The sequence below is a fragment of the Candidatus Dadabacteria bacterium genome (assembly GCA_026705445.1).
Lineage (GTDB): Bacteria > Desulfobacterota_D > UBA1144 > Nemesobacterales > Nemesobacteraceae > Nemesobacter.
Genome location: JAPPAR010000009.1, coordinates 1 through 25,400, shown reverse-complemented (window position 1 = coordinate 25,400; position 25,400 = coordinate 1). Strand labels below are relative to the sequence as shown.

Genomic DNA, 25,400 nt, shown 5'->3' with positions numbered 1-25,400 from the left:
CATGGCTGCTGACCCTAAAAACCCTTCCATATCCCTATGCGGTGAGAAATGCGGGCTAAACGGTTGGTAATATATCAAAAAAAGAAGTAGTTAAGCAAGTTGTTTTGTGTGGTTTAGAGGAATTTCACATGTACTTGAACACTTCCAAAGCACGATTTCGGGCTGTCAGATGATCTACTATAGGATACGGATAACTGTTTCCCAGAGAGACTCCCGAATTCTCAAGTCTATTTTTAGATGCTGTCCATGGCTCATGAATGTATCTATTCGGTAAGTTTGTAAGTTCTGGAACCCAACGTCGCACATAAGCACCGTTGGGGTCAAATTTCCTGCCCTGAAGCACCGGGTTAAAAATACGAAAAAATGGAGCTGCATCAACCCCGCAGCCCGCGACCCATTGCCAACTTACTGAGTTGTTAGCAAGATCCGCGTCAACCAAAGTATCCCAGAACCAGGCGGCACCGTCCTGCCATGGGTTAAGAAGGTGTTTCACAAGAAAAGAAGCGGCGATCATTCGTACCCGGTTGTGCATCCAGCCCGTAGCCCAGAGTTCGCGCATTCCAGCATCGACTATCGGGTAGCCGGTGAGACCTTGCCGCCACCGGCGAAGCGCTTCTTCATTCCTTGCCCACGGGAAGCGTTCAAATTTCCATCGAAACGGCTTTTCGGGGAATTTTGGCCAGTGGTAAAGCAGGTGGTGAGAGAATTCCCGCCATATGAGCTGGCGAAAAAAGGGTTTCAGGTCATCTTGCGATTCTGGTTTTACTCTTGCAAGCGAATGATGCCAGCATGTCCTCGGTGATACTTCTCCAAAATGGAAATGAGGAGAAAGGCGAGAAGTTCTCTTCACACCAGGTCGGTCGCGTTGAATTCGGTATTCCTCTGGTGAGTTTTCCAGAAACGAGTCAATAGAGTTGAGGGCACCTGATTCGCCGGGCGTCCACATGTTAAGCCAGTCGGCGCTCCAGTCGGGCTTTGTCGGCAGAAGCTTCCACTCATCAAGTGAATCGCTCTTGGGGGGTTTTCTCGAGCTTGGAAGTCGTTCGGGGGCGGGCACGGGCTTCTGGAGTGGAAAGCTCTGCATGCAGGTTTTGTAAAAAGGCGTGAAGACCTTGTAGGGTTCGCCGTTTTTTGTCGTAATGGAACCGGGCGGAAAAAACAGATTCCCGTCAAATATCCTGAATCCGGCCCCGAGTTCCTTAAGAATATCCGGTAGTTCCGAATCGACCTTGATCGCGTGCGGTTCTGTAAGCGGGGTGCAGTATACTGCCGTGGCGCCGGTCTCGGTTACCAACTCCCTCAGAACCTCCTGCGGTCGGCCGCGACGCAGAATTAGGCTGTTTCCGCGGGTTTCCAAGGATCTGTTTAGCGCCAAAAGACTTTGATGTAACCACCATCTGCTTGCGCCGCCGGGCGCCCAGGGATCTGAATCTGCGTCTTCAAGTATATAGACCGGCACTATGGGCCGAGCGGATTTGGCCGCCTCCGCTAGTGCCGGATTATCCAGGAGTCTGAGATCCTTTCTGAACCAGTGGATGATTGGGTTTGCCGTCTCTTTTGCTTGACTCATTTTTACTGGAAGACCGGTTTTTGCCTCGAAGATTACGGTAAATTATACTGATAGGAACATATTTCTCTGAAAGAAATTGTACAACTTTTTGTTAAAATCTAACTAGAGATTCATTTCCATGGTCCAAACAGCTTCAAAAGAGGGCTTCAGGTCCGGGTTCATTTCCGTGATAGGACGACCTAATGTCGGAAAATCCACTCTTGTGAATTCCATCGTCGGAGAAAAAGTTTCGGCCGTTTCGGATAAGCCGAGCACTACCAGGAACAGAATTCTGGGAGTAAGGACTTTTGATGATTCCCAGCTGGTTTTTCTCGATACCCCGGGCGTTTACAGGGAGAAAAGCAGGCTCGGGAAATCCATGGCCCGTGCGGTAAGCGGCGCTCTTTCCGACGCTGATCTGGTGGCGTTCGTTACGGACGTGGAAAAGCCTTTCGGGGCGGCTGATGAATCCATACTTAAGATGCTCAGGAAACCTTCCTTGTTTGTCGTGAACAAGATCGACAAGATAAAGAAATCAAAGCTCCTGTCGATACTTTCATCTGCCGAGAAGTTTTCCGATAAGTTCCTCGAAATAGTTCCCATCTCGGCTCTTACGGGCGACGGGGTGGAGCGGCTCACGCAGCTTCTAAAAAAACGCCTGCCCGAAGGGCCGAAATATTTCCCTGATGATATTTTCACGGATCAGCCCGAGATTTTTTACGTAAGCGAACTCATAAGGGAGAAAGTCTTCAATCTCACGCGAAAGGAAATTCCCTATAAAGTGGCGGTGGTGGTCTCGGGATTCAGCGAGGATACGGAACGGAACCTGATCAGGATAAGTGCGGAAATCTATGTTGAGAGAAAAAGCCACAAGGGGATTCTCATAGGAAAGGGCGGGGGGATGCTAAAGCGAATCGGTTCTGAGGCCAGGGTTGATATTGAAAGGATACTGGGAGTTAAGCTGTTTCTTGAGCTTTGGGTCAAGGTTAAGGAGAACTGGACCCAGAGCGATTTCCTTATAAAGGAATTCGGTTACGGGGACTGAACCGCAGAAGTCTTTATTCTCCCTTGAAAACGGGCTTTCTCTTTCCGAGAAAAGCCCTTTTTCCTTCCTCAGAGTCGCTGCTTTTCCTCACCTTGGCGAAAAGAGACCTTATGAGCTCTTCGTTTTCTTCCGATACTGGCCTCCCTTCTTCCCAGATATTTATCATCTTTTTCATCGATATCATCGAAAGCGGGGCGTTTTCGCTTATTCCCTCGGCAAGTCCATAGGTGAACTCTTCAAGCCTTTCTCTTTTTACAACATGGTCGACAAGTCCTTTTTCCAGGGCTCTTTCGGCATTAACTGGGTTTCCGGTGAGAAATAGTTCTCTTGTAAACCCTGGACCCACCAAGTTCAGGAATTGCTTTATTCCGCTGTAATGATAAGTGACTCCCAGTTTTGCGGGCGGGATCGCGAGCTTCGCGTCGTCGGCGCATACTCTCAGGTCGCAAGTCACCGCAAGTTCGAGTCCCGCCCCGAAAGCATGACCGTTTATCATGGCTATTACGGGAAGAGGGTAGGATTTCACTGCCCGCATGGCTTCGGTCAGTGGATGGCCGTCTTCTATCGCAATCTCTTCATCGGATATTGTCGCTATATCATATCCTGAGCAGAAAGCCCTGTTCCCGCTTCCTCTTATAACAACACATCTGATTTCAGTGGCTTTGCCCAGTCTTAGGAATTCCTCGGTTAAAAGTCCTAGAGTTTCTGGCGTAAGAGAGTTTCTTTTCTCAGGGCGATTGAGAGTAAGGGTGCAGATTGAACCCTCGGTCTTTATGAGAATTTCTTTGTTTTCGGCCATGGGGAAATTATATATTACCGAGGCTTGGTGTATAAGTGTCACCTGACCGCAGAGTGAAGGTGTTTCGTGCTCTCAATTCTTTTACAAGAGATGCGAAAAGTAGCTAAGGAGTTAGTCTTTCTAACGCTTAGAATACCTGCTCGGATTCATCAAGTACACTTTGTTTAACGTTCGGACGAAGTCCTTCTCTTGTTACTACATCCACTTCACATCCCAAGTTATCTTCAAGAAAATATTTTACATCAACCAAATCGAGCAGGCTGAAGGAGGCTTCCGGGTCGGTATCAATAAAAACATCTATATCGCTTGCCGAAGTGTTTTCATCTCGAACGGCCGAACCGAACAGGGAGACGGATTTGATTCCTCTGTCACGCAACGGTTTTTCCAAAGAAGAAATCTGTTTATGGATTTCCGCTTTGGTTAATGGCGCTGTCAAGGATCTATCAATTGAGGTGTTGTCTCGTTTGACTAATAACCGCAACGCCTCGCGAACTACTTCGCTGGCATTGTTATAAAGCCCGGATGAAACCTTCTCCCGAATAAACTGTTCCAGCTTGGGTGTGAGTGAGACATTCATTAATCTCTGCCTACGCTATAAAAGATACTTTGATAACAAACTTTATCAATCTTTGTTGTAAAGATTGTTTTTTTGTATTTTATCGTCAGGAATAATCTCATTCTAAACTACCAGGCATACTTACAGAGTCGAATTTCCCAAGGATTATGAAAGAAAACGAACCGTCGCGCGGGCGAACCTACAGGGTGCTGTTTCTCTGCACGGGCAATTCGGCCCGTTCGATCATTGCTGAATCTCTTTTGAATCACAATAGCGACGGAAGATTTGTCGGCTACAGTGCGGGCAGTCATCCTCGGGGAGAAGTTCACCCCCATGCTCTTGATCTCCTGCTTGGCAAGGGACACTCCATTGAGAACCTGCGCTCCAAGTCTTGGGATGAATTCGAGGTGGAGGGCGTTCCTTCGATGGATTTTGTCTTTACAGTGTGTGACAACGCGGCGAAAGAACCTTGTCCCGTGTGGCCGGGCAGGCCGGTTACGGCTCACTGGGGTCTTGCGGACCCCGCGGGCGTTGAGGGAACTGAAACTGAGCAGCTAAAAGCTTTTGAAAGAGCCTACGACTTGCTCAAAGAGCGTATCGCTGCGTTTCTGGCCCTTCCGTTTGACTCGCTTGACAGCGTGGAACTTCGTGAGAGACTTGAAAAGATAGGGCGCCGTGGGTCTGGAACGGACGGAGAGGAGAATAGTTGCTGACGTTTGAAGCGTTTCTGTCCGACCACCGCATGAGACCTGAATCGTTCTGATTCTCACGCAGAAGCACTATGAAGAAACAAAAAACCCTGTATCTGGCTAACTCCTACGGCTTTTCCGCGCAGCAGCGCGAAGGGCCTCTGGCGGTTCTTGTTGAGGTTCTGGAATCAATGGGAGCCGAGGTATGGGAGCCGTTTTCCCGGAACAATCAGGTTGATAAGGCGGTTGCCGGCTGGGCCTATCAGGTTGGACAGTCGGACCTCAGGGACGTGCGTGAGGCCGACGGGTTGTTCGCGGTTGTCAATGGATGTCCGCCGGACGAAGGAGTTATGGTGGAACTGGGAATGGCTATTGCTTGGGGAAAACCCGTGTTTCTGTTCCGGGATGACTTCCGCAGCTGCACCGACAGCGAGGTCTATCCGCTCAACCTGATGCTGTTTGCCGGCATGCCTGAAAAGGGCTGGGAGGCTTACTTGTATGGTTCTGTAGAAGAGATAACCGACCCGGACAAAGCGCTGGCGAGATGGCTTAAAGATGCGGACTGATTACTTTTTTAGAGACGAGTCACCAAAAAATTTACCGGTCTGCTATCCTTAGGACCCTGGCTCCCTTTCCTCCTCCCTTTTTCATTTCCAGAAGTGCCGCGTTTGCCTCTTCAAGTCCGTACTCGGTGACTTCAGTCTCTATTCCCAGAGTGGACGCGGCCGAGAGAAAGCCGGCAACATCTTCCCTTGTGACATTCGCTACGCTTTTTATCTCTTTCTCAAGCCAGAGATGCGACTGGTAATCGAGACTCAGCAAAGAACTTATGTCGGAGTTCTCCTTGCTTATGGCGTTTACAACCAGTTTTCCCCCGGGGACAAGATTCTCAAGCGAGCGCAAAACGGGCGTCCATGCCGGAGTGGTGTCAATGATGGCTGAAAGCTGCCTGGGGGAGCGCTCTTCAATTCCGCCTGACCAGGATGCTCCAAGTTCCATGGCGAACAGCCTTTCCCTTTCTCCTCTTGCGAATACGAACACCTCGCATAGTGGATATGAGTGACGAAGTAGCTGTATGACCAGATGAGCTGAAGCTCCGAATCCCATAAGCCCTACGGCGTCGCCGTCTGTTATTCCGGAAAGTCTGGCGCAACGGTAACCTATCGCTCCGGCACACAGGAGAGGGGCCGTCTTCACTGGGTCCATTCCCTGCGGTATGCGGTGAACGAAGTCTGCGTCCGCGACCATGAATTCGGCAAAACCTCCGTTTCTGTCCCTGCCGGTGGCGATGAAATCATGGCAGAGGTTTTCCCGTCCGCTGCTACAATAGGAGCATTTTCCGCAGACTCCTCCTATCCACGCAACTCCGACCATATCGCCTGCGTCGAAACTTCTTACGCCCGAGCCGTGTTCTTCGACCACCCCCACGACTTGATGTCCTGGAACAATCGGAAGAGACGGGGGGATCACCCTTCCTTCTGCCTCGTCCATGTCGGTGTGACAGACCCCGCAGGCTAAAATGCGTATTAGCACTTCTTCTTCAGCGGGTTTCGGTGTGGGAATCTCGAGCAGTTCAAGAGGAGTATCGTTATTGAGCAGGTCGTATGTACCTCTTAGAACCATTGCCTTCATCACGCTACCAAGTATAACACGCATATATGGCGTACGGGCCGGTTCCTCACTGCTTGCTTGTTCCGAGTGTGGTGTCCGCGTACGCCCTCAGAACGATTTCCGCTGCGACTCTTGCGTCTTCTCCGGCGTCGTGGTGGCGAAAATGAATCCCGAGGTCCCGGGCAATATTCTCGAGATTGTAACCCCTAAGGGCGTATTTATCCGGCCAGGCGCGTCGCGCTACCTGCGCACTGTCAATCCAGGTTCCGTAACGAAGAGATTTTCCACATTCTTCAAATGCTTTTGAGATTGCTCGGCGGTCAAAGAATGTATGGCTTACGACGATTTCTCCCAAGTGTCGCGCGATCTTGCCGTACAATTCTTCAAACCGCGGGCAGCCACTTACCATCTTCTGGTCTATGCCGTGTATGGCGATATTGTACGGATCAAAAAAGTCATGCGGATCAACAAGCTGCGTCCATACCTCTTTGATCTCCGCTGATCTTACCACCGCGATTCCCACTTGGCAGATGCTTGAAACGTTTGAATTCGCGGTCTCGACATCGACGGCAACGAAATCCAGATTTTTACTCGCGGGGAGATAGTTTTTTCCGTTTTGCCCGCGGGGCGTTTTCGGATTTCCGGCTTTTTTCATTCTCCTACATTATGAACCATAATCGGCTCTCTTTCAGCGGTGTTTCTTCCGCTTCGGCGTTTTCGGGCTTTAAACTCAGATTATATTGTTTATAATCTTCCGAATTAAAAGTTTTTCCGGAGGCGTAAGGTGCCGTTATACGAATATGAGTGCGACAGTTGCATGGAGAGTTACAATACGGACATAGACAGTCTGGTCGCCAAGCTTACCAAGACAAACGCAAAGAAGATTTTCAAGCAGAACCGCAACTTCTGTTATGTTGAAGTCACAAGCGACAAGAGCGGAAAACTGTTTTTCGAACTGGGGGAAAGGGGCGTACGCGGCGCGAGGAGGTTTCGTTACAAGCTAGATAACGGAAAGGTCCTTTACCTTGAGCTCAAGGACTTCCGCTTCGATCACCTTGTGTACGGAGATGACGACCAGGATGAAGTCAAATGCCCTCTCTGCGACGATTCCGAGACAGTGAGAAGGGTCTTTTCCACTTTCAAGGCCATATTCGACGACAAGAATAAAAGAGCTCCGGGTCCCGGGGATGAGCTTAGATGGCATCTTGAATACAAACAGCAAAAGGATGAAGAAATAGCGAGCGACTGGGTAGGGCAGGATCACCTGAACCAGTATTTCAACAGATAGGAGACGCAAATGCCCCTCTATGAATTTGAATGCATCAAGTGCAGACGCAACGTTGAGAAATCACTGAAGGCTCTTGAGAGAAAACGAGACACGGAGACCGTAAAAAACCTTGTCGAGAAATATGACAACATAAACGCCATAGAAGTTATCGACCTTGAGCGCGAAGAAATAGTCGCGAAGCACGGAAGAAGGGGAAAAGATTCCATATTCAACGACTTTTACCTTAAGGACGGAGCCCTGCTTGCGCTTTTCAACATGCGAAACTACAGGTTTTCCGAGCTTATATACGAAGAGGGGGACGAGAAAAACGTAAAGTGCTACTGCGGGGAGAAAAAGAAAGTGGAGAAAGTTATCTCGACTTTTGCTTTTACCAAGGACCTCTCAACCAATATGCCGAAGCCCGATCTCTCGAACCTGCCGCCTTCGGTTAGAAACAGAACTTACATAGGAGATTACATAGAGGAAAAGGACAGGCCTAAAAAGCACAGACCTCCCAAGGGAAAAAGGCAGTAGGGTCCTGTCCAGCCTTCCAGCGCTTCTGTGTGCTACTTCTTCTGCGCGTACTCTTCTTTGCGCCTGCCGAACCTTCTCTCAAGTTCATCCGATATGTCCTGAGGCGAAAGACCCGCTTCGCAGAGAAGCACCATGGAATGGAACCACAGATCGGTAAGTTCGTAGACGAGTTCGTCTTTATCCTCATTTTTCGCGGCTATTACTACTTCGCCGGCCTCCTCTCCGATTTTTTTAAGTATCCTGTCAACTCCGCCCTTAATAAGGCCGCTCACATAAGAGCCTTCCTTGGGGTTCTGCTTCCTGTCTTCTATTACGGAAAACACCTTTCTGAGTGAAGCTTTCTCGAACACGGGGGCAGCTTTTTCTTCCATGTCCCCGGATCTGTAAAAACATGTCGGCTTTCCGGTGTGGCAGGCTGCTCCGGTCTGCTCCACGGTTATTAGCACCGTATCGCAGTCGCAGTCAACGAAGATTTCCTTTACGTCCTGAAAATGGCCTGATTCTTCCCCTTTGTTCCAGATCTTTTTTCTTGATCTGCTCCAGAAGTGGGTCCTTCCGGTCTTGACGGTCATCTCGAGAGCCTCTTTGTTCGCATATGCGAGCATGAGCACCCGCCCGCTTGAACTGTCCTGCACTATTACGGGCAAAAGGCCTTCGTCGTTGAACTTGAGTTCTTCTAGTTTCATATAATCCCCTTTCCTAATCCATCGGGTTTTCATTCCGTTTGAAGTACGTCAAGATAATAATTGCAAAGCTTCCGTTGTCAAAGAACTGACAGGGCGGGGAAACCGGCATATTGAGGCTTCGGATCGGCTGTTCTCTCCCCCCGAAGCTTTTTTCTGAATTGCTGTTGATTTCGGGTGTATAACTGTAAGACTGCTGTTCGCGGGGAGGAATTGCATCTGTGTTTTTGAGAAAACAGCTTGTTCATGGTTCAGGGGTTCTGCTTTTCGCCCTTCTGCTTTTCGCTATTGGTCTCGTGCTCTACGGCGATTCGGGACGTGTGAGTTTTGAACATGGTGTCGCAAGCGGCGACCCTCTGGATGACAGGATTATTCTCTGGACGAGAGTCACTCCGCAGGAATCCCAGAGAAAAGTCAGGGTGAGGGTCGAGGTTGCTTCGGATGAGAAATTCGAAAGCCTTGTTTACAGTTCTGTTAAGAGCACTACGGCCAAGAGCGATTACACCGTCAAGGTTGATGTCGAGGGCCTTTCGGCAGGAACGGCTTATTACTACCGTTTTCGCTCAGGTGAGACCGCATCCGTTATCGGCCGTACCAAGACCTTGCCCAGAGGCGATGTGGATTCGGTCAGGCTGGCGGTGTTTTCATGCGCAAACTATCCTACTTCTCATGGCGGTTACTTTAACGTTTACGGCCACGCGGCGGAAACGGCTGACATCGATGCCGTGGTACACCTCGGCGATTATATCTACGAGTACGGCAAGGCGCCGGATTCCGGGAACGATAATTCCCAAGGAGCCGGAAGGGACTTTCCGGAATACAGCGATAAGGAAATCCTGACGCTTGACGATTACCGAAGGCGCTACGCCCTATACAGAACTGATCCGCAGCTTCAGGCCCTTCATGCCACACATCCGTTCATCGCCGTCTGGGATGATCACGAGGTTGCAAACGACGCTTATGTGGGGGGTGCCCAAAACCACAACGAAGACGAAGGGAGCTTCGATGCGCGCAAAGAGGCTGCGCTTCGGGCCTATTACGAGTGGATGCCGGTTCGCCCCGTAAAAGAGAATGATTCCGGGCGGGTCTACCGCAGTTTTTCTTTCGGGAACCTAGTTGAACTTTTAATGCTCGATACCCGCCTTGCCGGACGGGAAAAACAGCTTAGTTACAAGGATTATCTTGACCCGGATACCGGTTTCAACGCCCGGAGTTTTCGTGAGGACATTGGTTCTCCCGAACGAACCCTGCTCGGTCGGGATCAGCTTGTCTGGCTTCAGGGGGAGCTTGCTGACTCAACCGCCGCTTGGCAGGTTCTGGGTCAGCAGGTGCTTATGGGCAGAATGAACGTTCCGGCTGAAATAATTCCCCATCTGGGCGATCGCACACCGCAGGTCGCGGATCTTATTGATGAACTGACCGGGATTAAGGAGCGGGTGTTGCGAGAAGATCCTTCCGTGACTAAGGATGAGCGGGACCGTGTAAACACTGTGCTTCCCTATAATCTTGATGCCTGGGACGGTTACCCTGCAGAACGCGAAGCGGTGTTAGGCGCGGCTTACGGAAGGGATAGGAACTTGATAGTGCTTGCCGGGGATACGCATAACGGGTGGGCAAGCAATCTCAAGGATGCGGCAGGTAATCAGGTGGGCGTCGAGTTCGCCACCGCGTCTGTGTCCTCGGGGGGTCTTGAGACTTATCTGAAACTTGAACCGGAGCAGGCCGAGGAATTTGCCCGGGATCTGGAAGTGCTGGTCAACGGTCTTGTCTACTCAAACACAAAGGATCGCGGTTATATGATTGTCAGTTTTACTCCGAAAAGGGCCAAGTCGCGGTGGATATATGTGGATACAGTCAAGCATCCGGAATTCAGGGAACTAACTTCAAGTGGAAAGGCCCTTGGTGTGCTTCCCGGAGTGGGAAATCGTGAACTTGTTCCTGTTGGTAATTAGGCTAGAGCATTTTGGTCAGGGAAAGTATCAAGGCGGGATTAATTGACATTACCGTGAAGAGTCGAATGATATAGGGTATAATATTCAGGTTAGGTACTGATTAAGGAAGGTAACAATCCATGGCCAGAATTACAATTGAAGACTGCTTAGAGAAAGTTGAAAACAGGTTTGCTCTCTCCATCGCAGCGATGAAAAGAGCAGGCCAGATATCCAAGGGAGCTACCGTGGTGGCGTCTGAGAACGATGACAACAAACATGTTGTTTCGGCGTTAAGAGAGATAGCTGAAGGAAAGGTAAACGTCATATATCCCAAGGATAGAGATAATTACTGATTGCGCACGTAGCCCCGTGCGGTTTTAACCCGCGCACGGCGAGGTAACCATCTTTTCATGCTCTCGGTAGGCATAGACGCGGGAGGAACTTTCACCGATTTTGTTTTCTTCGATGGAAAGGAAATATCGGTAAACAAGGTTCCTTCCACTCCCCGCGATCCTTCGATAGCAGTACTGAACGGGCTTAAAACCCATCCCGTTGAGTTCTCCCATATATCGGAAATCATTCACGGAACCACCGTGGCCACGAATGCTCTTTTGGAACGGGAAGGGGCAAAGACCTGTCTTATTACCACAAGGGGTTTCGAAGACGTAATCGAGATCAGGCGGCAGAACAGGGAGAAACTGTATGATCTGCTATGGAGTCCGGCCGTCCCTCTTGTGTCACCGGAACTCAGGTTCGGGGTTTCCGAGAGAACGGATTATCGCGGTTGTGTGCTTGTCTGTCCGGATGAAGCAGAAGTGGAGAAAATAAAGGAGGAGATATCTTCTCTCGGTATTGAGGCGATAGCGGTTTGTTTTCTCCATTCGTATGCAAACCCCGAGAATGAACGCAGGGTTGCGGCCGTGCTTTCCGAACTCGGTATCCCGATTACCCTCTCCTCTGAGCTTGTCGCGGAATTCAGGGAGTATGAGAGAACTTCGACGACGGTTCTTAATTCCTATCTGATTCCAAAAGTGAACAAGTACATGCGTTCGCTCTCCCGTACCCTCGGGGAAAAATCTCTTTCCATCATGCAGTCAAACGGTGGGGTTATATCTGCTGAGCAAGCGGCCGAAGAACCTGCAAAAATAGTTCTTTCCGGTCCCGCCGGGGGGGTGGTCGGGGCGTTTGAGATATGTGCGCTCTCCGGGAGAGAGAAAATTATTACCTACGACATGGGTGGAACTTCGACAGACATATCCCTTTGCGACGGCAAAATAAGCTTTACGACCGAGAACACCCTGGGAGGCGTTGCGCTTAAGGTGCCGATGATAAACATCTCGACCATAGGGGCCGGAGGCGGTTCAGTCGCTTACATTGCCGACGGGGGCATTCTTAAGGTCGGCCCGCGAAGCGCCGGCGCTGATCCCGGCCCCGCGTGTTACGGGAAAGGCGTTCTGCCGACCGTAACAGACGCCAATATAGTTCTCGGGAGAATGGACCCCGGCTGGTTTCTGGGTGGCGAGATGAATATATACCCCGAAAGGTCATTTGAAGCGATTCGCTCTCTCGCCCCGGATCATGCCGCGGAGGAAGTCGCCGAATCCGTAATCAGGATTTCAAATTCAAACATGGAAAAGGCCCTCCGCGTGATATCGGTCGGTAGAGGCTACGATCCGAGAGAATTTTCGCTTGTTTCATTCGGCGGCGCGGGAGGTCTTCATGCCTGCGAGCTTGCCCGCTCCCTTGGTATACGAGAGGTCGTGTTTCCCCGAAATCCCGGTGCTCTCTCCGCCTACGGGATGCTTCTTGCCGACTCTTTCAAGGATTACGGAATCACGTTTTTCTCCTCAGCGGATGAGGACCATCTTGTGGAGACGGACCGAAAATTCGCGGATCTCGAAAAGCTCGCGCGCGAAGACCTCGAAAGAGAGGACCTAAGGTTCGAAAAGCGTGTCGATGCGAGGTACCGAAGGCAATCCCATGAACTGACTGTTTCCTATAGTGATTCCATAGCTTCGGATTTTCACCGCGAGCATGAGAGAGTTTACGGATACAGGAAGGAATCTTCCGTCGTCGAGATCGTGACCCTGAGACTCAGGGCCTATATGCCGGAGCGAAAAATAGATATTCTTCCCGTTTCTGCTGTGGAGGCGGAGCCCCGGTTCTTTACAAAGGATGTGATTTTTGAGGGCAAGAGCATTAAGGCCGGATGCTGCGAAAGGGAAGGACTACGGCCGGGTTTTCAACTTGCAGGTCCCTGCGTTCTTTACGAGAGAACCGCCACTGCTTTTATCCCTCCCGATACCGCCTGTGAAGTGGACGATTACGGAAGCGTTATAGTGACCCTCGATCCGTAGTTTCTTCGGGAATTGCCAACTTAAGCGGTCGAGACGCAAAATGCTGTCTTCAAGGAAACGGTGGAGTCCCTTTATTATCGAATGCTCGGTTTTTTCTGTATTTCCTGGACTCTCCGGATAACCGGCGTGAGAAGATATCGATTCACGGAGCGTTACGCTCCGCCCTCTCAAGAAAAATCCGCGGATTCTGATGCCACTGCGCAAAGCCTATACTGCCGCCGTCCGTAAGGCAGTTTATCAGCTTGTCCATTATCCCGCGCAAACTGTCGCCTTCCGGCGTATGGGGATAGCTGAAAGCAATGTCCTCGGAATTGTCCCGCTCAACGGCCGTAACCCGCAATTCTCCGTTGGAATTGTCGGCCGCGTGCTGGTTGCCGACTTCGCCCCGGGCGACGGCGTCCACCACAGCGTCGGTTACCGCCTCAATCTGCTCGTTCTCGGAGGAGAAGTATTGAATCTCGGGGATGTCGTCGCCGGGCCCTACCAAGCGCTTGCGGGTTTCAATGCCCGGCGTTGTCGTTGACTCGGAAGCTGTAATCCTGTGGCTCTGTTCCTCCGTCGTCAGTGTTGTGTCGTCCTCAAGCGTGATGATCGTACCTGGCCGCAGGTAGCCTCGGGCATCGGCGATTTCGGCAAGCTGCAGCAGGCGGCTCTCTCCGGTCGTGCCCTTCAGCAGGCCGACGGTGTGGGAGCTGACGAGGTCGTCGTGGCTGTTAATGCTGGATTCGTTGCGCACCAGCAATGATTGAAATATCTTCACGTGGCCATCGCCGAAAGTAATCAGGGGTTTTTCCCTCTCGCGGTCGCCCTGAGCATAGCGTCGGTCCGGCAAGACTGTAATCCCGCCTCCAACCATGTCGAAAGGGTTGTGGGGGTCGGCGGCGCTTAGCAGCCAGATGCCGGAGAACTCTTCACCGATACCGATGGGCCTGAACTGAAGCCATTCCCCGCTTAATTCGTCGACCGCTTCAATTAAGGAAGGCTCGTAGCCAAGCGGACGATGAAACGCCGGGTCGCTGCGGTCCTGAGTATCCGCGTAGCTCATCGGCTCAAAATCGGTATAAAAGCCGTAAACGACATTTCTCGGGTCGGACGCCAGATCATTGATCACGCTGCCCATATCCGCGCAAGCGGCGTCAATTGGCCCGGGGTCACTGTCGTTACCGCCACAGCCCGCCGCAAGCAGGACCAGGCCGCAAAAGACGGCAAGCGGCAGATGATTACGGGTGGTCTCCAGTATTGAACAGATCATTCTTACGTCTCTCGCACTTCGGGGTTTCGGCCTCCGGAAAGATAAAACGCCTGAAGGTAGCCTAGCGAAAAGAATGGAACATTCAATCTGTCGATGGCTATGTTGCGCGAATTGGAGGTCCAAACTTCAGATTGTCCGGGTGAACAGAGATTCGATCGGGGGGCTTGTTTTCGCTGAATTGATAATATTTTTTTATCTCCAAACCTAGGCCCCTTTTTATGAAAATGCCGTTTTCATTCAGGCGAGGGATAGCGTACCCTAAAATGGGGAAAGGGTGAAGCTTAACGGTTGATAGTTCTCTTTTCTTGATGGACGCGATGGACATTCGAGAAGAAATAAGAAAGGTCTTGGATCCTCCGGGGACCCTCCTTGATCCAGGTGGGGAATTCTTGGTAGCTGCCGTGCTGGTTATGCTCTGCGAGCGGGGCGGAAATTATGGAATATGGTTTATAAGAAGAACCGAATACAGGGATGACGCTTTTTCAGGTCACGTGGCCTTTCCGGGGGGAAAGAAAAAGCAAAGTGACGCGACTCTTGTTGATACGGCTTGCAGGGAGGCTGGAGAGGAGCTTGGTTTTGACGCCGGGAAGGAAGCAGAGATTCTCGGGGAAATGGATTTCGTGCGTCCCTACACTCCTTCTGTCAGACAGTATGCGGTAAAGCCTTTTGTAGCGATGATAAATGACGAAGTGGGGTTTGTTCCCAATTATGAGGTATCAGAATTTTTCTGCGTCCCGGTTTCCCACTTGGTTAACCCAGAAAACAGGGATGTAAGGGAAAGAAGACGTGATGGGAAGATAATAGATGATTACGTGTTTGCTTACCGCAATCACATAATATGGGGACTTACGGGGAGAATACTTAATGAATTCTTCAAGAAAACTTCGGCGTGTCTCACGATGTGAGATAATATCGGGAGTTTTTCATGCATCTTGATTCCTACTTCAAACTTTTATTTGTGTCCGTTGTTTGAATCTAACTAACATAAAATTCCATTTATGTCAGTTGTTCTCTTGTAAATTCCATCTGTGTTAGTTATTTTGATTTAACTAACATAAATCATGAATTACGTTAGTTAAGAGTTTTTCATGGAGAAGAAAAAGCGCATTGGCACATATCTCAGAAGTTCAGTTGTAGCGGGAGAGCATTATGATTCCTATATTCCCAAGCCTCTGCCACCTGAACCGCCTCTTGACATGAGAGAACTCTACCCTTTGCTTGATCAGGCAAATGCGGCGCTGGGACGGCTTGACGGAATGAGTGCGGTTTTGCCTGACACGTCACTTCTTCTCTATATGTATATTCGTAAGGAGGCCGTGCTTTCTTCGCAGATTGAAGGGACGCAGTCTTCTCTATCTGATTTGCTGTTGTTTGAGACCGCAAAGGCTCCTGGTGTTCCCATGGGAGAAGATGTCGCCTCGGTCTCACGTTATGTCTCTGCCATGAAATACGGTATTGACCGCATGGAGGGACTTCCGCTCTCCTTGCGCCTTATTCGTGAAATTCATGCCAAGCTTATGGATAGCGCGTGGGATGGCCATGTGCGTCCCGGCGAGTTTCGCACTTCGCAGAACTGGATAGGGGGTTCAAGGCCTGGAAACGCGCGTTTTGTTCCGCCTCCTCCCGAGAAATTGATGGAGTGCCTCGGAAGCCTTGAGAATTTTCTTCATGACGACACGGTGAGATTACCCGTGCTCGTCAAGGCGGCGTTGGTCCATGTGCAGTTTGAGACTATCCATCCGTTTCTTGACGGAAACGGACGTGTTGGTCGATTGCTCATAACTCTCATTCTCGGCGCTCATGGAATTCTCAAGGAACCTCTTCTTTATCTGAGTCTCTATTTCAAAGTCAACCGTCGGGCTTACTACGATCACCTGCAATCCGTGAGAGAAACGGGAGATTGGGAGGCATGGATTGAGTTTTTTCTGGAAGGTGTGGTTGAGACAGCTGGTCAGGCAATGGAAACGGCGAAGGCTGTTAAGGACCTGTTCGAAAGGGATAAGACTCGCATTGAGGTGTCCGGCAGGTCGACTCCCGGGGTCTTAAAGATACATGATTGCCTCAAGCGCTTCCCCGTCAGTAATACGACCGGGATCAAAGAGTTTTGCGGAGTTTCGCTGCCCACTGTGCTTCGCTGCCTGCTGAGTCTTGAATTCCTGGGGATTGTAAAAGAGATTACGGGCAAGGACCGCCGTAAAATCTTTGTTTACGAAGAGTATCTTGATATTCTCAACCGGGGTACCGAACCGATTTTTTAGCCTGTTGCCCATGTGGAATCTTTTTCCTGATTTTATAATCTGGGTGTGACCCTTTTCCCGAAGTTGTATTTAAATCCGACGGATATTCATGTAGAATTCCACGGAATCCAAAAACGGCGGTGACCAAGAATCATGGCAGCGGTTAACAAGGCTATAATACTCGGCAATCTGGGAAGGGACCCCGAAGTAAGATATACGCCTGACGGAATGGCGATTACTACTTTTTCGGTTGCCACAACGGAAAAACGCAAGGACAGGGACGGAAATTCCCAGGAACAGACCGAATGGCACAGGGTAGTGACGTTCGGCAGGACGGCGGAGGTATGCGGCGAGTACCTTTCCAAGGGAAGCTCGGTTTACGTGGAAGGTTCAATCAGGACCCGATCGTGGGATGACAGGGAAGGCAACAAAAGATACACGACCGAAATTGTCGGGAGGACGGTTCAGTTTCTCTCCCCCAGAGGGGAAGGCGGAAGGCAGAGCCGCTCCGAGGCGCCTCCGCCCGAGGATGATTTCGCCTACGAAGAGGGCACTGGTATGACGGACGACGACGTCCCGTTCTGATTTTTCGGTTTTTACTGACACGTTAAGTCTATGTCTCTGGCCGTTATAATCCTGGCGGCGGGCAAGGGAGTCCGCATGAATTCGCAACTCCCCAAGGTGCTGCACCCAATCTTGAAAAAGCCCATGTTGCACTATGTCCTTGAGACGGCGCAGAAGATGGAGCCTGAGAAGATAGTGCTTGTCCTGGGATATGATTCGGAGCTTGTGAAGGAGGAGGTCTCGGATTATCCGGTGGAGACGGTCATCCAGGAACCGCAGCTTGGAACCGGGCACGCGGTTTTGTGCTGCGAGGATTCATTTCGGGATTTTTCCGGGGACATTCTCATACTAAGCGGAGATGTTCCCGCAATAAGTTCTTTTTCTCTGCGCGAGTTTACGGATTCTCACGTGAAAAACGGAGCGGACCTCTCATTAATGTCCACTCTGGTGGAGGAACCCGGCGGATACGGTAGGGTGTTGAGAAATGCCGGCGGGGAAGTGCTTCGCGTGGTTGAGGACAAAGATGCCACGGCTGACGAGAAGAAGGAAAACGAGATAAATGCAGGCGTTTACTGCGTGAATTCCTCTTTTCTCTGGGAGAGCTTGGGCGGACTTAGCAGTGAAAACAGCCAGGGGGAATATTACCTGCCAGGAATTGTGGATCTCTGCGTTTCCCGCAAACGCAGACTTTTGGCCTTTAGCTTGGCGGATTCAAAGGAGGTGTCCGGAGTGAACAGCAGAGAGCAACTCGTCGAGGCGGAAAAAACCATGAGACAGGCAATAAACCGCCGCCACATGGAAAACGGGGTTACCATAGAGGATCCCGAAACCACCTACATATCAGACTCTGTCAGCATAGGGAGGGATACAACCGTGTGTCCCAATACCTATATTTACGGCGAAACCAGTATAGGCGATGGTTGTCGCATAGGACCGTCTGTATACATTGAAGATTCACGTATAGGAAACAATGTCGAGATAAGGTTTTCTTCGTATCTTACGGGGTGTGAAGTCGAAAACGGCGTCGTGATGGGTCCTTTCTGTCACCTGCGGCCCGAAGCCAGGATAAAAGACGGGGCCAAGATCGGCAATTTCGTTGAGATAAAGAAGTCGGAAATAGGGGTTGGCTCCAAGGTCCCGCATCTTTCCTACGTGGGAGATGCCGATATCGGCGACGGAGTTAATATCGGTGCCGGAACCATCACCTGCAACTATGACGGGGTAAACAAGCACAGAACCGTGGTCGAGGATCGCGCTTTCATAGGAAGCGACACCATGCTTGTTGCGCCGATCAGGGTTGGAAAAGATGCTACTACGGCCGCGGGTTCCACGATAACGAAAGATGTTTCCCCGGGTGCTCTGGCCATAGAACGTGCCGGGCAGAAGGAAATAACCGGCTGGGCGGAGAGAAAAGGGGTAAAGAAGAGGAGATCCTGAAATGTGCGGAATAGTGGGATACGTGGGAAGTTCGGATAGAACCAAAAGCGTTCTCTGCGAGAGCTTGGGGAGATTAGAGTACAGGGGTTACGATTCTTCCGGGATATGCTTTGTCGAAAACGGCCGCTCCCGCGTCATAAGAAGCAAGGGAAAACTTGAAAATCTTTTCACCAAGCTAAAAGACTGCGAAGTGACCTCTTCACTCGGCATCGCTCACACCAGATGGGCCACCCACGGCGATCCCTCGGAGCGAAACGCCCACCCTCAGGTATCCGGTCCGATAAGCGTAGTGCATAACGGAATAGTGGAGAACTACCCCGAGCTTAAGGAGGAACTTGTTGCCGCAGGTTATGAATTTTGCTCCGATACCGATACCGAAGTCATCTGCCATCTGATCCGCGATTTTACGGAAAAAGGAAACTCCCTTCTTGAGTCAACGAGAAAAGCCTTTGAGAAAATAGAGGGCTCTTACGCCGTGGCGGTCATGTCGGATACAGAACCCGGGAAGATAATCGCCACCAGGCGTTTCTCTCCTCTTATAATAGCGCGCAACGGAAACGAATGTTTTCTGGCTTCAGACATCCCTGCGATTCTGCCCTACACGAGGGAATTTATTTTCCTTGAGGATAACGATTTCGTGGTTCTGGAAGAAAACGGCATTTCCGTAACCGACGCCGCCGGCAATGACGTTAGCAGAGACCCGACGGTTGTGGACTGGGACCCTTCGGTAACTGAGAAGTCAGGATATCGCCATTACATGCTGAAAGAAATTTTCGAACAGCCCGCGGCCATCTTCGATACGCTTCGGGGGAAATTCACGGCGGACATGAGGAAAGTGGTTTTTGAGGACTTGGATCCCTCGCTTTTGCGAAACACGCAAAGAATCATTATCGCGGCCTGCGGCACTTCCTACCACGCTGCTCTTATAGGGAAGTATATGATAGAGGAAGTCGCGGGAGTGAACACTCAGGTGGAGCTTGCATCGGAGTTTCGACACCGAAATCCGGTCGTTGGCCCCGACACCCTTTTTATCGCGGTTTCTCAGTCGGGTGAGACCGCAGACACCTCGGAAGCGCTTCTAAAGGCCAAGGAACTCGGTATGAACTCAATCGGAATAACGAACGTTGCGCTGAGCAAAATCTCAAGAGAGTCTGACTGCGTCATAGCTACAAAGGCGGGACCTGAGATCGGGGTTGCCTCCACAAAGTCTTTCACGACGCAGGTAATGGCGTTCTATCTTCTTTCCGTATATCTCGCGATTTCAAGGAAGACGATTGATTCAAAAAGGGCTAGGCAGCTGATAGCCGATGCCATATCGGTTTCAAAACTCCAGCAGGAAGTTCTTGGGCTCGATGAACGTCTCAGGGAGCTTTCAAGAGATTTTTACGGTTACAGGAATTTTATATATCTGGGCCGGGGAATTAATTACCCCGTGGCCCTTGAAGGAGCGCTTAAGCTAAAAGAGATTTCATACATCCACGCCGAAGGATATGCCGCCGGGGAGATGAAGCACGGTCCCATAGCTCTTATAGACAGGAACATGCCCGTTGTGTTTATAGCTCCGGAGGAGGATGTATATTACAAAAAGCTCCTTGGAAATTTTCAGGAGGTAAAGGCCAGGGGAGGGCGAATAATTTTCATAACGTCGGATAGAGAGCTTCGGCTTCCCGACGAAAGGGACAGGAAGATAGTGATTCCGAAAAGCTCTTACCTTGTAAGCCCGATGGTATCGGTTATCCCCGTTCAGTTTATGGCTTATCACATAGCCAATATTCTGGGGACAGATGTTGATCAGCCGAGGAATCTGGCCAAGGTTGTCACGGTTGAATGATATCACGCCTTTGCCGGGCACAATGATATCCTTGCATCTAATTTTATAAGAGGTTTCAAATGAAAGTACTTGTCGTCGGAGGTGGCGGGAGGGAGCATGCGCTCTGCTGGAAAATAAGCCAAAGCCCTCTTGTGGAGAGAACCTACTGTGCTCCCGGAAACGCCGGGATAAGCCGCCATGCCGAGTGTGTGGCTATCGGCGTCGGAGATTTTGATTCGCTTGCGCAGTTCGTCAAGAAAGAGTCCGTGGATCTTACAGTTGTTGGCCCCGAGCAGCCTCTTTGTGAAGGAATAACAGATTCTTTTGAAAAAGAGGGTCTTTTGGTTTTTGGTCCCTCTAAAGCCGCGGCGGAGCTTGAAGGAAGCAAGATATTCTCAAAGAAACTGATGAAGAAATACGGAATTCCAACCGGAGAATATTCTGTGTTCACCGATCTCGGGCAGGCGATTGCCAAGATAGGGGAGAGCGAGCCCCCTTTCGTGGTGAAGGCAGACGGTCTCGCCGCCGGCAAGGGCGTTATCATATGCCACTCCCGCGAGGAGGGAGAGGACGCGGTTCGCTCAATGATGGAGCGCGCGGCGTTCGGCGAGGCAGGAACGAAGGTCGTGATAGAGGAATTTCTTACGGGCGAGGAAGCCTCTTTTTTCGCCTTCACAGACGGAGAGAACATACTTCCGCTTGAAACTTCCCAGGATCACAAGCCCATATATGACGGAGACAGGGGCCCGAACACGGGAGGAATGGGCGCGTATACCCCTGCCCCTTTGGTAACAGATGAGTTAAGGCGGAGAATAATTGACGAGGTTATGATTCCGACAGTGCGGGCCATGAAATCAGAGGGGAGAACCTACAAGGGGATTCTCTACGCCGGGCTGATGATAAAGGACGGCAGTTTCAAGGTGCTTGAATTTAACTGCCGCTTCGGCGACCCCGAAGCCCAGCCGCTTCTTATGAAAATGGATTCGGATATCGTTCCCGTTCTCTATTCAATAGCTAGGGGAGAGATGAGCACTGATCCCCTGCAATGGAAAGACGGCTTCTGCGTCTGCGTGGTTATGGCTTCAGATGGCTATCCCGGAAGCTACGACAAGGGGGTTCCGCTTACAAAAGCCGGGGACTTTGAGGATACCGCGGAAACGGTCGTTTTTCACGCGGGGACCGCTTTTTCCGGGGGCAGACTTGTTACAAGCGGCGGAAGAGTTCTCGGAGTCACGTCCCTTGGCGCCACCATAGAGGAATCAATAAGCAGGGCGTACAGGGCTGTTGACTCTGTTTCCGAGCAATGCCTGATTTACCGGACCGATATAGGAAAAAAAGCGCTTTCGCGGTCCGGTCTAAAGTAATTGCCGCAAGATTCTGAACCAGATTGCCGCTATTTAAACTTGCAATCGGACATACATCAGGGTTGCAATCAGATATGTTGGTTCGATGTGAGGAACCTACTCGGTTTCAGGTAACTCTCCAGTTCCGCTGTAGATCATACGTCCCTTGAAAGGGGCCCTTCACCTTGTCCACTGTTTCTCAAAAAGTTATAGAAAAGGTAGGAATGCTGCAGCCGATCAGTTGGATACATCTTCAAGGTGTGCATGGTAGCGAGGACAACGCGGCATATTTGGCTGGATTGGGATTGCAGGTAACCCCGAGATGGTTTCGGGCGCAGATACGAGGCCTCAACATCGGCATACGTTTGTCAGATGGCATAATTCTGTCATGGTAATATCCCTGAAAATCAGGCTGGCAAATTTCGACGTTCTGCTCGGAATGGACATGTTGCGCGGATGTCACCTGACGATTCATAATGATCTTTTTATTCTTGGTGTCTAAAGGGTGATTCCTTGTCTGACGCCCGTTGAATTTCCCGCTTGAAAATTTCTTGTTGAAAACCTGTTTTCTTTCTGTAGTATAGTCCTTCTTCTGATTTAAGGATTAGCGTTTTTTTTCCGTTTTCTTATTTGACATCGGCTCGCTAATAAGCTTATAATAGTCAGATTACCCAAATCAGGGAACAGGATGATTTTATGCCTACGATAAGCCAGTTGCTCAGCAAGGGAAGAGAGACGGCCAGAAAGAAAAGCAAGGCCAGAGCTCTTCAGAGGTGTCCCCAGCGAAGAGGGGTTTGCGTGAGGGTTTACACCACCACTCCGAAAAAGCCTAACTCCGCTTTAAGGAAGGTCGCAAGGATAAGGCTTACAAACGGCATAGAGGTCACGGGATATATCCCCGGAGAAGGACACACGCTGCAGGAACACTCAGTTGTGCTCGTCAGGGGGGGCAGGGTGAAAGATCTTCCCGGAGTGAGGTACCACATAGTCAGGGGAACTCTTGACTCGACCGGGGTTGAGAACAGAAGAAACGGGAGATCCAAGTACGGAGCCAAAAAGCCTAAGTAACGGGCGGGAAGCAGGAGATGGCGAGAAAAGGTAGAGCACAAAGAAGAAAACTGGCTCCGGATTCCAGAACCGGAGACCCTCTAGTCGCCAAGTTTATAAACAGCCTGATGTATGACGGCAAGAAGAGCAAGGCGGAAAAAATCTTCTACGATTCCCTTGACAAGATAAGCGAAAAAACCGGAAAGGACCCGCTTGAAGTGTTTCACGATGCTCTTGACAGGGTGAAGCCCTCGGTCGAGGTAAGGTCAAGACGCGTCGGCGGAGCTAACTACCAGGTTCCCATGGAAGTGAGTTCCTTCAGAAGGCAGTCCCTTGGGATCAGATGGCTCATAAATTCCTCCCGCTCAAGATCAGAAAAATCGATGGTAGACAAGCTTTCTTCGGAAATAATTGACGCCCATAACAACAGGGGCAACGCCGTGAAGAAGAAAGAGGATGTTCACAGGATGGCTGAGGCCAACAGGGCCTTTGCCCACTACAGGTGGTAATTCCCCGGAGGATTAAGGTGTCAGAACAGATATTTCCCATAGACAGGGTGAGAAACATCGGAATTGTTGCTCACATAGATGCTGGAAAGACCACTACTACTGAAAGAATACTTTTCTATACTGGCATAACCTACAAAATCGGCGAGGTGCACGAAGGCGCGGCGACCATGGACTGGATGGAGCAGGAGCGCGAAAGGGGCATCACCATTACTTCTGCTACCACTACGTGTTTCTGGAAGGACTGCAGGATAAACATCATAGATACTCCCGGTCACGTTGATTTCACCATAGAGGTTGAAAGATCGCTCAAGGTGCTTGACGGAGCGGTGGTTGTGTTTGACTGTGTCGGAGGAGTCGAACCTCAGACCGAGACGGTTTGGGGACAGGCCGACCGATATTCAGTCCCAAGAATGTGTTTTGTGAACAAGATGGACAGGGTCGGGGCGGATTTCTACAGAGTCGTGGATCAGATAGTTGAAAGGCTTAACGCCAATCCCGTGTGTCTTCAGATTCCCTGGTTTGACGGCGACGACTTCACCGGAATAGTTGACCTGATAAGGATGAAAATGGCGGTCTGGGACGGGGAAAGCCTTGGGGCCAAGTTTGAATTCATAGATATTCCCGAGAACACCAAGGAGCAGGCGGCCGAATACAGGGAGAAACTTATAGAGGCTCTTTCAGATAACGACGAGGAGATAATGGAGCTTTATCTCGACGGAGAGGATGTCCCCGAAGAGATGATCCGGAAATCCATAAGACGACAGACAATCGACGCGACCATAGTACCGGTTATGCTGGGATCGGCTTTTAAGAACAAAGGAGTGCAGCTCCTGCTTGACGCCGTTGTGGAATACATGCCCGCTCCCGTGGATCTGCCACCGGTAAAAGGCATTCATCCCAAAACCGATGAGGAAGTCGAAAGAAACCCCGACAAAGAAGAGCCCTTCTCCGCGCTTGCGTTTAAGATCATGTCGGACCCGTTCGTTGGCCAGCTTACCTACCTTCGGGTTTATTCAGGAAAGCTTAAATCAGGTACTACCGTCTACAATTCATCCAATCTTAAAAACGAAAAGATCGGAAGACTTCTTCGCATGCACGCGGAAAAACGCGAGGATATAAAAGAGGTTGAGGCTGGTGGTATAGCGGCCGCGGTTGGGCTTAAGAACACTCTTACGGGCGATACTCTGTGCTCGGATTCAAATCCCGTCATACTTGAGAGTCTTCATATCTCGGACCCGGTAATTTCGATTGCAATAGAACCTAAGTCAAACGCCGATCAGGAGAGACTCGGTCTCTCGCTTAGCAAGCTTGCCATGGAGGATCCTTCCTTCAAGGTGAAAACCGATGAGGAGACCCGTCAGACGGTAATTTCCGGCATGGGGGAGCTTCACCTTGAGATAATCGTCGACAGGCTTAAAAGGGAATTCAAGGTAGATGCGAACGTAGGGAAGCCTCAGGTTGCTTACAGAGAGACGATAACCAGCACTTCTCAAACCGAAGGGAAGTACATAAGACAGACCGGTGGGCGTGGTCAGTACGGCCATGTGAAGATAAGGGTGGAGCCTCTTGAGAGGGGCGAAGGATTTCAGTTCCACGATCAGATAAAGGGAGGGGTGATTCCCAAGGAGTTTATTCCCGCGGTGCAGAAAGGAATAGTCGAGGCCATGGATACTGGAGTTGTCTCCGGGTATCCGGTCGTCGACGTGGCGGTCACTCTTTACGACGGTTCTTTCCACGATGTCGATTCCTCGGAGATCGCTTTTAAGATCGCCGGTTCCATGGCATTTAAGGAGGCGATTCATAAATCTTCTCCGGTTGTGCTTGAGCCAGTAATGAAGCTTGAGGTGGTTGTTCCCGAAGCTCACATGGGAACTGTCATAGGTGATCTGAGTTCAAGGCGCGGAAGAGTAAGCAGTACGGAAATGAGAGGTGCTATGCAGGCGGTAAAGGCGGAAGTTCCGCTTGGCGAAATGTTCGGTTACGCGACCCACTTAAGGTCAATGACCGAAGGCAGGGGATTGTTCACTATGGAATTCTCCCATTATTTCGCCCTGCCCGCCAACATAGCCGAAGAGATAAAACAGGCAGCCAATGTCAGCTGATATTTTTATGTTCTTTTTAACAAGGAGGTCAACGAGAGATGTCTAAGGCGAAGTTTGAGAGGGGGAAGCCGCATTTAA

At 50.5% G+C, this 25,400-nt stretch carries 24 protein-coding genes; 17 read left to right on the top strand and 7 right to left on the bottom strand.

The window, feature by feature from the left end:
• Nucleotides 1-124 precede the first annotated feature (124 nt).
• Complete coding sequence (locus OXG75_01475; protein ID MCY3624663.1) at nucleotides 125-1,570, bottom strand: deoxyribodipyrimidine photo-lyase; 1,446 nt, start codon at nucleotides 1,568-1,570, stop codon at nucleotides 125-127.
• 118 nt (nucleotides 1,571-1,688) lie between these two features.
• Here OXG75_01475 and era point away from each other — a divergent pair, with 118 nt between their 5' ends.
• Nucleotides 1,689-2,594: a GTPase Era gene (gene era, locus OXG75_01470; GenBank protein ID MCY3624662.1), complete on the top strand. Its 906-nt coding sequence runs from the start codon at nucleotides 1,689-1,691 to the stop codon at nucleotides 2,592-2,594.
• A 13-nt stretch (nucleotides 2,595-2,607) separates the two neighbouring features.
• On the opposite strand, the gene OXG75_01465 is transcribed toward era, so the two are convergent.
• Together OXG75_01465 and OXG75_01460 are read right to left on the bottom strand one after the other, a co-directional pair.
• Nucleotides 2,608-3,393: an enoyl-CoA hydratase-related protein gene (locus OXG75_01465; GenBank protein ID MCY3624661.1), complete on the bottom strand. Its 786-nt coding sequence runs from the start codon at nucleotides 3,391-3,393 to the stop codon at nucleotides 2,608-2,610.
• Between the two features lie 127 nt (nucleotides 3,394-3,520).
• Nucleotides 3,521-3,970 carry a type II toxin-antitoxin system ParD family antitoxin gene (locus tag OXG75_01460; GenBank protein ID MCY3624660.1) on the bottom strand — a complete coding sequence of 150 codons (450 nt, stop codon included), beginning with the start codon at nucleotides 3,968-3,970 and terminating at the stop codon, nucleotides 3,521-3,523.
• A 146-nt stretch (nucleotides 3,971-4,116) separates the two neighbouring features.
• Here OXG75_01460 and OXG75_01455 point away from each other — a divergent pair, with 146 nt between their 5' ends.
• Nucleotides 4,117-4,662 carry an arsenate reductase ArsC gene (locus tag OXG75_01455; protein ID MCY3624659.1) on the top strand — a complete coding sequence of 182 codons (546 nt, stop codon included), beginning with the start codon at nucleotides 4,117-4,119 and terminating at the stop codon, nucleotides 4,660-4,662.
• Nucleotides 4,663-4,730: 68 nt separating this feature from the next.
• The gene (locus tag OXG75_01450) at nucleotides 4,731-5,204 is read left to right on the top strand and encodes a nucleoside 2-deoxyribosyltransferase (protein MCY3624658.1); all 474 of its coding nucleotides are present in this window, start codon (nucleotides 4,731-4,733) and stop codon (nucleotides 5,202-5,204) included.
• A 31-nt stretch (nucleotides 5,205-5,235) separates the two neighbouring features.
• Here the strand turns inward: OXG75_01450 and OXG75_01445 are convergent, their stop codons facing one another.
• Both OXG75_01445 and OXG75_01440 read right to left on the bottom strand, forming a co-directional pair.
• Nucleotides 5,236-6,270, bottom strand: coding sequence for a zinc-dependent alcohol dehydrogenase family protein (locus OXG75_01445; GenBank protein MCY3624657.1), 1,035 nt, complete (start codon nucleotides 6,268-6,270; stop codon nucleotides 5,236-5,238).
• A 46-nt stretch (nucleotides 6,271-6,316) separates the two neighbouring features.
• Nucleotides 6,317-6,904 (bottom strand): exonuclease domain-containing protein, encoded by a 588-nt coding sequence (locus OXG75_01440; protein MCY3624656.1) that lies wholly within the window; start codon nucleotides 6,902-6,904, stop codon nucleotides 6,317-6,319.
• Nucleotides 6,905-7,033: 129 nt separating this feature from the next.
• Here OXG75_01440 and OXG75_01435 point away from each other — a divergent pair, with 129 nt between their 5' ends.
• Together OXG75_01435 and OXG75_01430 are read left to right on the top strand one after the other, a co-directional pair.
• Complete coding sequence (locus OXG75_01435; protein MCY3624655.1) at nucleotides 7,034-7,537, top strand: hypothetical protein; 504 nt, start codon at nucleotides 7,034-7,036, stop codon at nucleotides 7,535-7,537.
• A gap of 9 nt (nucleotides 7,538-7,546) precedes the next feature.
• A complete protein-coding gene (locus tag OXG75_01430; protein ID MCY3624654.1) occupies nucleotides 7,547-8,050 on the top strand; it encodes a hypothetical protein in 504 nt (167 codons plus the stop codon).
• Nucleotides 8,051-8,082: 32 nt separating this feature from the next.
• Here the strand turns inward: OXG75_01430 and hisIE are convergent, their stop codons facing one another.
• The gene (gene hisIE / locus OXG75_01425; protein MCY3624653.1) at nucleotides 8,083-8,736 is read right to left on the bottom strand and encodes a bifunctional phosphoribosyl-AMP cyclohydrolase/phosphoribosyl-ATP diphosphatase HisIE; all 654 of its coding nucleotides are present in this window, start codon (nucleotides 8,734-8,736) and stop codon (nucleotides 8,083-8,085) included.
• A 224-nt stretch (nucleotides 8,737-8,960) separates the two neighbouring features.
• Between hisIE and OXG75_01420 the strand changes: the two genes are divergently transcribed.
• The 3 genes from OXG75_01420 to OXG75_01410 all read left to right on the top strand — a co-directional run bounded on the left by OXG75_01420 (nucleotide 8,961) and on the right by OXG75_01410 (nucleotide 13,021).
• Nucleotides 8,961-10,685: an alkaline phosphatase D family protein gene (locus OXG75_01420; GenBank protein MCY3624652.1), complete on the top strand. Its 1,725-nt coding sequence runs from the start codon at nucleotides 8,961-8,963 to the stop codon at nucleotides 10,683-10,685.
• A 119-nt stretch (nucleotides 10,686-10,804) separates the two neighbouring features.
• Nucleotides 10,805-11,017, top strand: a complete 213-nt coding sequence (gene rpoZ / locus OXG75_01415; protein MCY3624651.1) for a DNA-directed RNA polymerase subunit omega — start codon at nucleotides 10,805-10,807, stop codon at nucleotides 11,015-11,017.
• Between the two features lie 57 nt (nucleotides 11,018-11,074).
• Nucleotides 11,075-13,021: a hydantoinase/oxoprolinase family protein gene (locus tag OXG75_01410; GenBank protein ID MCY3624650.1), complete on the top strand. Its 1,947-nt coding sequence runs from the start codon at nucleotides 11,075-11,077 to the stop codon at nucleotides 13,019-13,021.
• A gap of 142 nt (nucleotides 13,022-13,163) precedes the next feature.
• Here the strand turns inward: OXG75_01410 and OXG75_01405 are convergent, their stop codons facing one another.
• A complete protein-coding gene (locus OXG75_01405) occupies nucleotides 13,164-14,396 on the bottom strand; it encodes a transporter substrate-binding domain-containing protein (protein ID MCY3624649.1) in 1,233 nt (410 codons plus the stop codon).
• A gap of 194 nt (nucleotides 14,397-14,590) precedes the next feature.
• On the opposite strand from OXG75_01405, the gene OXG75_01400 reads away from it, so the two are divergent.
• The 9 genes from OXG75_01400 to fusA all read left to right on the top strand — a co-directional run bounded on the left by OXG75_01400 (nucleotide 14,591) and on the right by fusA (nucleotide 25,322).
• Nucleotides 14,591-15,178 carry a CoA pyrophosphatase gene (locus OXG75_01400; protein MCY3624648.1) on the top strand — a complete coding sequence of 196 codons (588 nt, stop codon included), beginning with the start codon at nucleotides 14,591-14,593 and terminating at the stop codon, nucleotides 15,176-15,178.
• A gap of 183 nt (nucleotides 15,179-15,361) precedes the next feature.
• On the top strand, nucleotides 15,362-16,531 hold the full coding sequence (locus OXG75_01395) for a Fic family protein (protein ID MCY3624647.1): 1,170 nt from the start codon (nucleotides 15,362-15,364) through the stop codon (nucleotides 16,529-16,531).
• Between the two features lie 132 nt (nucleotides 16,532-16,663).
• The gene (locus OXG75_01390; GenBank protein ID MCY3624646.1) at nucleotides 16,664-17,095 is read left to right on the top strand and encodes a single-stranded DNA-binding protein; all 432 of its coding nucleotides are present in this window, start codon (nucleotides 16,664-16,666) and stop codon (nucleotides 17,093-17,095) included.
• A 30-nt stretch (nucleotides 17,096-17,125) separates the two neighbouring features.
• Nucleotides 17,126-18,511, top strand: a complete 1,386-nt coding sequence (gene glmU, locus OXG75_01385; protein ID MCY3624645.1) for a bifunctional UDP-N-acetylglucosamine diphosphorylase/glucosamine-1-phosphate N-acetyltransferase GlmU — start codon at nucleotides 17,126-17,128, stop codon at nucleotides 18,509-18,511.
• 1 nt (nucleotide 18,512) lies between these two features.
• Nucleotides 18,513-20,342 (top strand): glutamine--fructose-6-phosphate transaminase (isomerizing), encoded by a 1,830-nt coding sequence (glmS, locus tag OXG75_01380; GenBank protein MCY3624644.1) that lies wholly within the window; start codon nucleotides 18,513-18,515, stop codon nucleotides 20,340-20,342.
• Nucleotides 20,343-20,401: 59 nt separating this feature from the next.
• Complete coding sequence (gene purD / locus OXG75_01375; GenBank protein MCY3624643.1) at nucleotides 20,402-21,685, top strand: phosphoribosylamine--glycine ligase; 1,284 nt, start codon at nucleotides 20,402-20,404, stop codon at nucleotides 21,683-21,685.
• Between the two features lie 675 nt (nucleotides 21,686-22,360).
• Entirely contained in the window at nucleotides 22,361-22,732 is a 372-nt protein-coding gene (rpsL, locus tag OXG75_01370) for a 30S ribosomal protein S12 (GenBank protein ID MCY3624642.1), read from the top strand.
• Nucleotides 22,733-22,749: 17 nt separating this feature from the next.
• Nucleotides 22,750-23,220, top strand: a complete 471-nt coding sequence (rpsG, locus tag OXG75_01365; protein ID MCY3624641.1) for a 30S ribosomal protein S7 — start codon at nucleotides 22,750-22,752, stop codon at nucleotides 23,218-23,220.
• 17 nt (nucleotides 23,221-23,237) lie between these two features.
• Nucleotides 23,238-25,322, top strand: coding sequence for an elongation factor G (fusA, locus tag OXG75_01360; GenBank protein MCY3624640.1), 2,085 nt, complete (start codon nucleotides 23,238-23,240; stop codon nucleotides 25,320-25,322).
• Nucleotides 25,323-25,400: the final 78 nt, after the last annotated feature.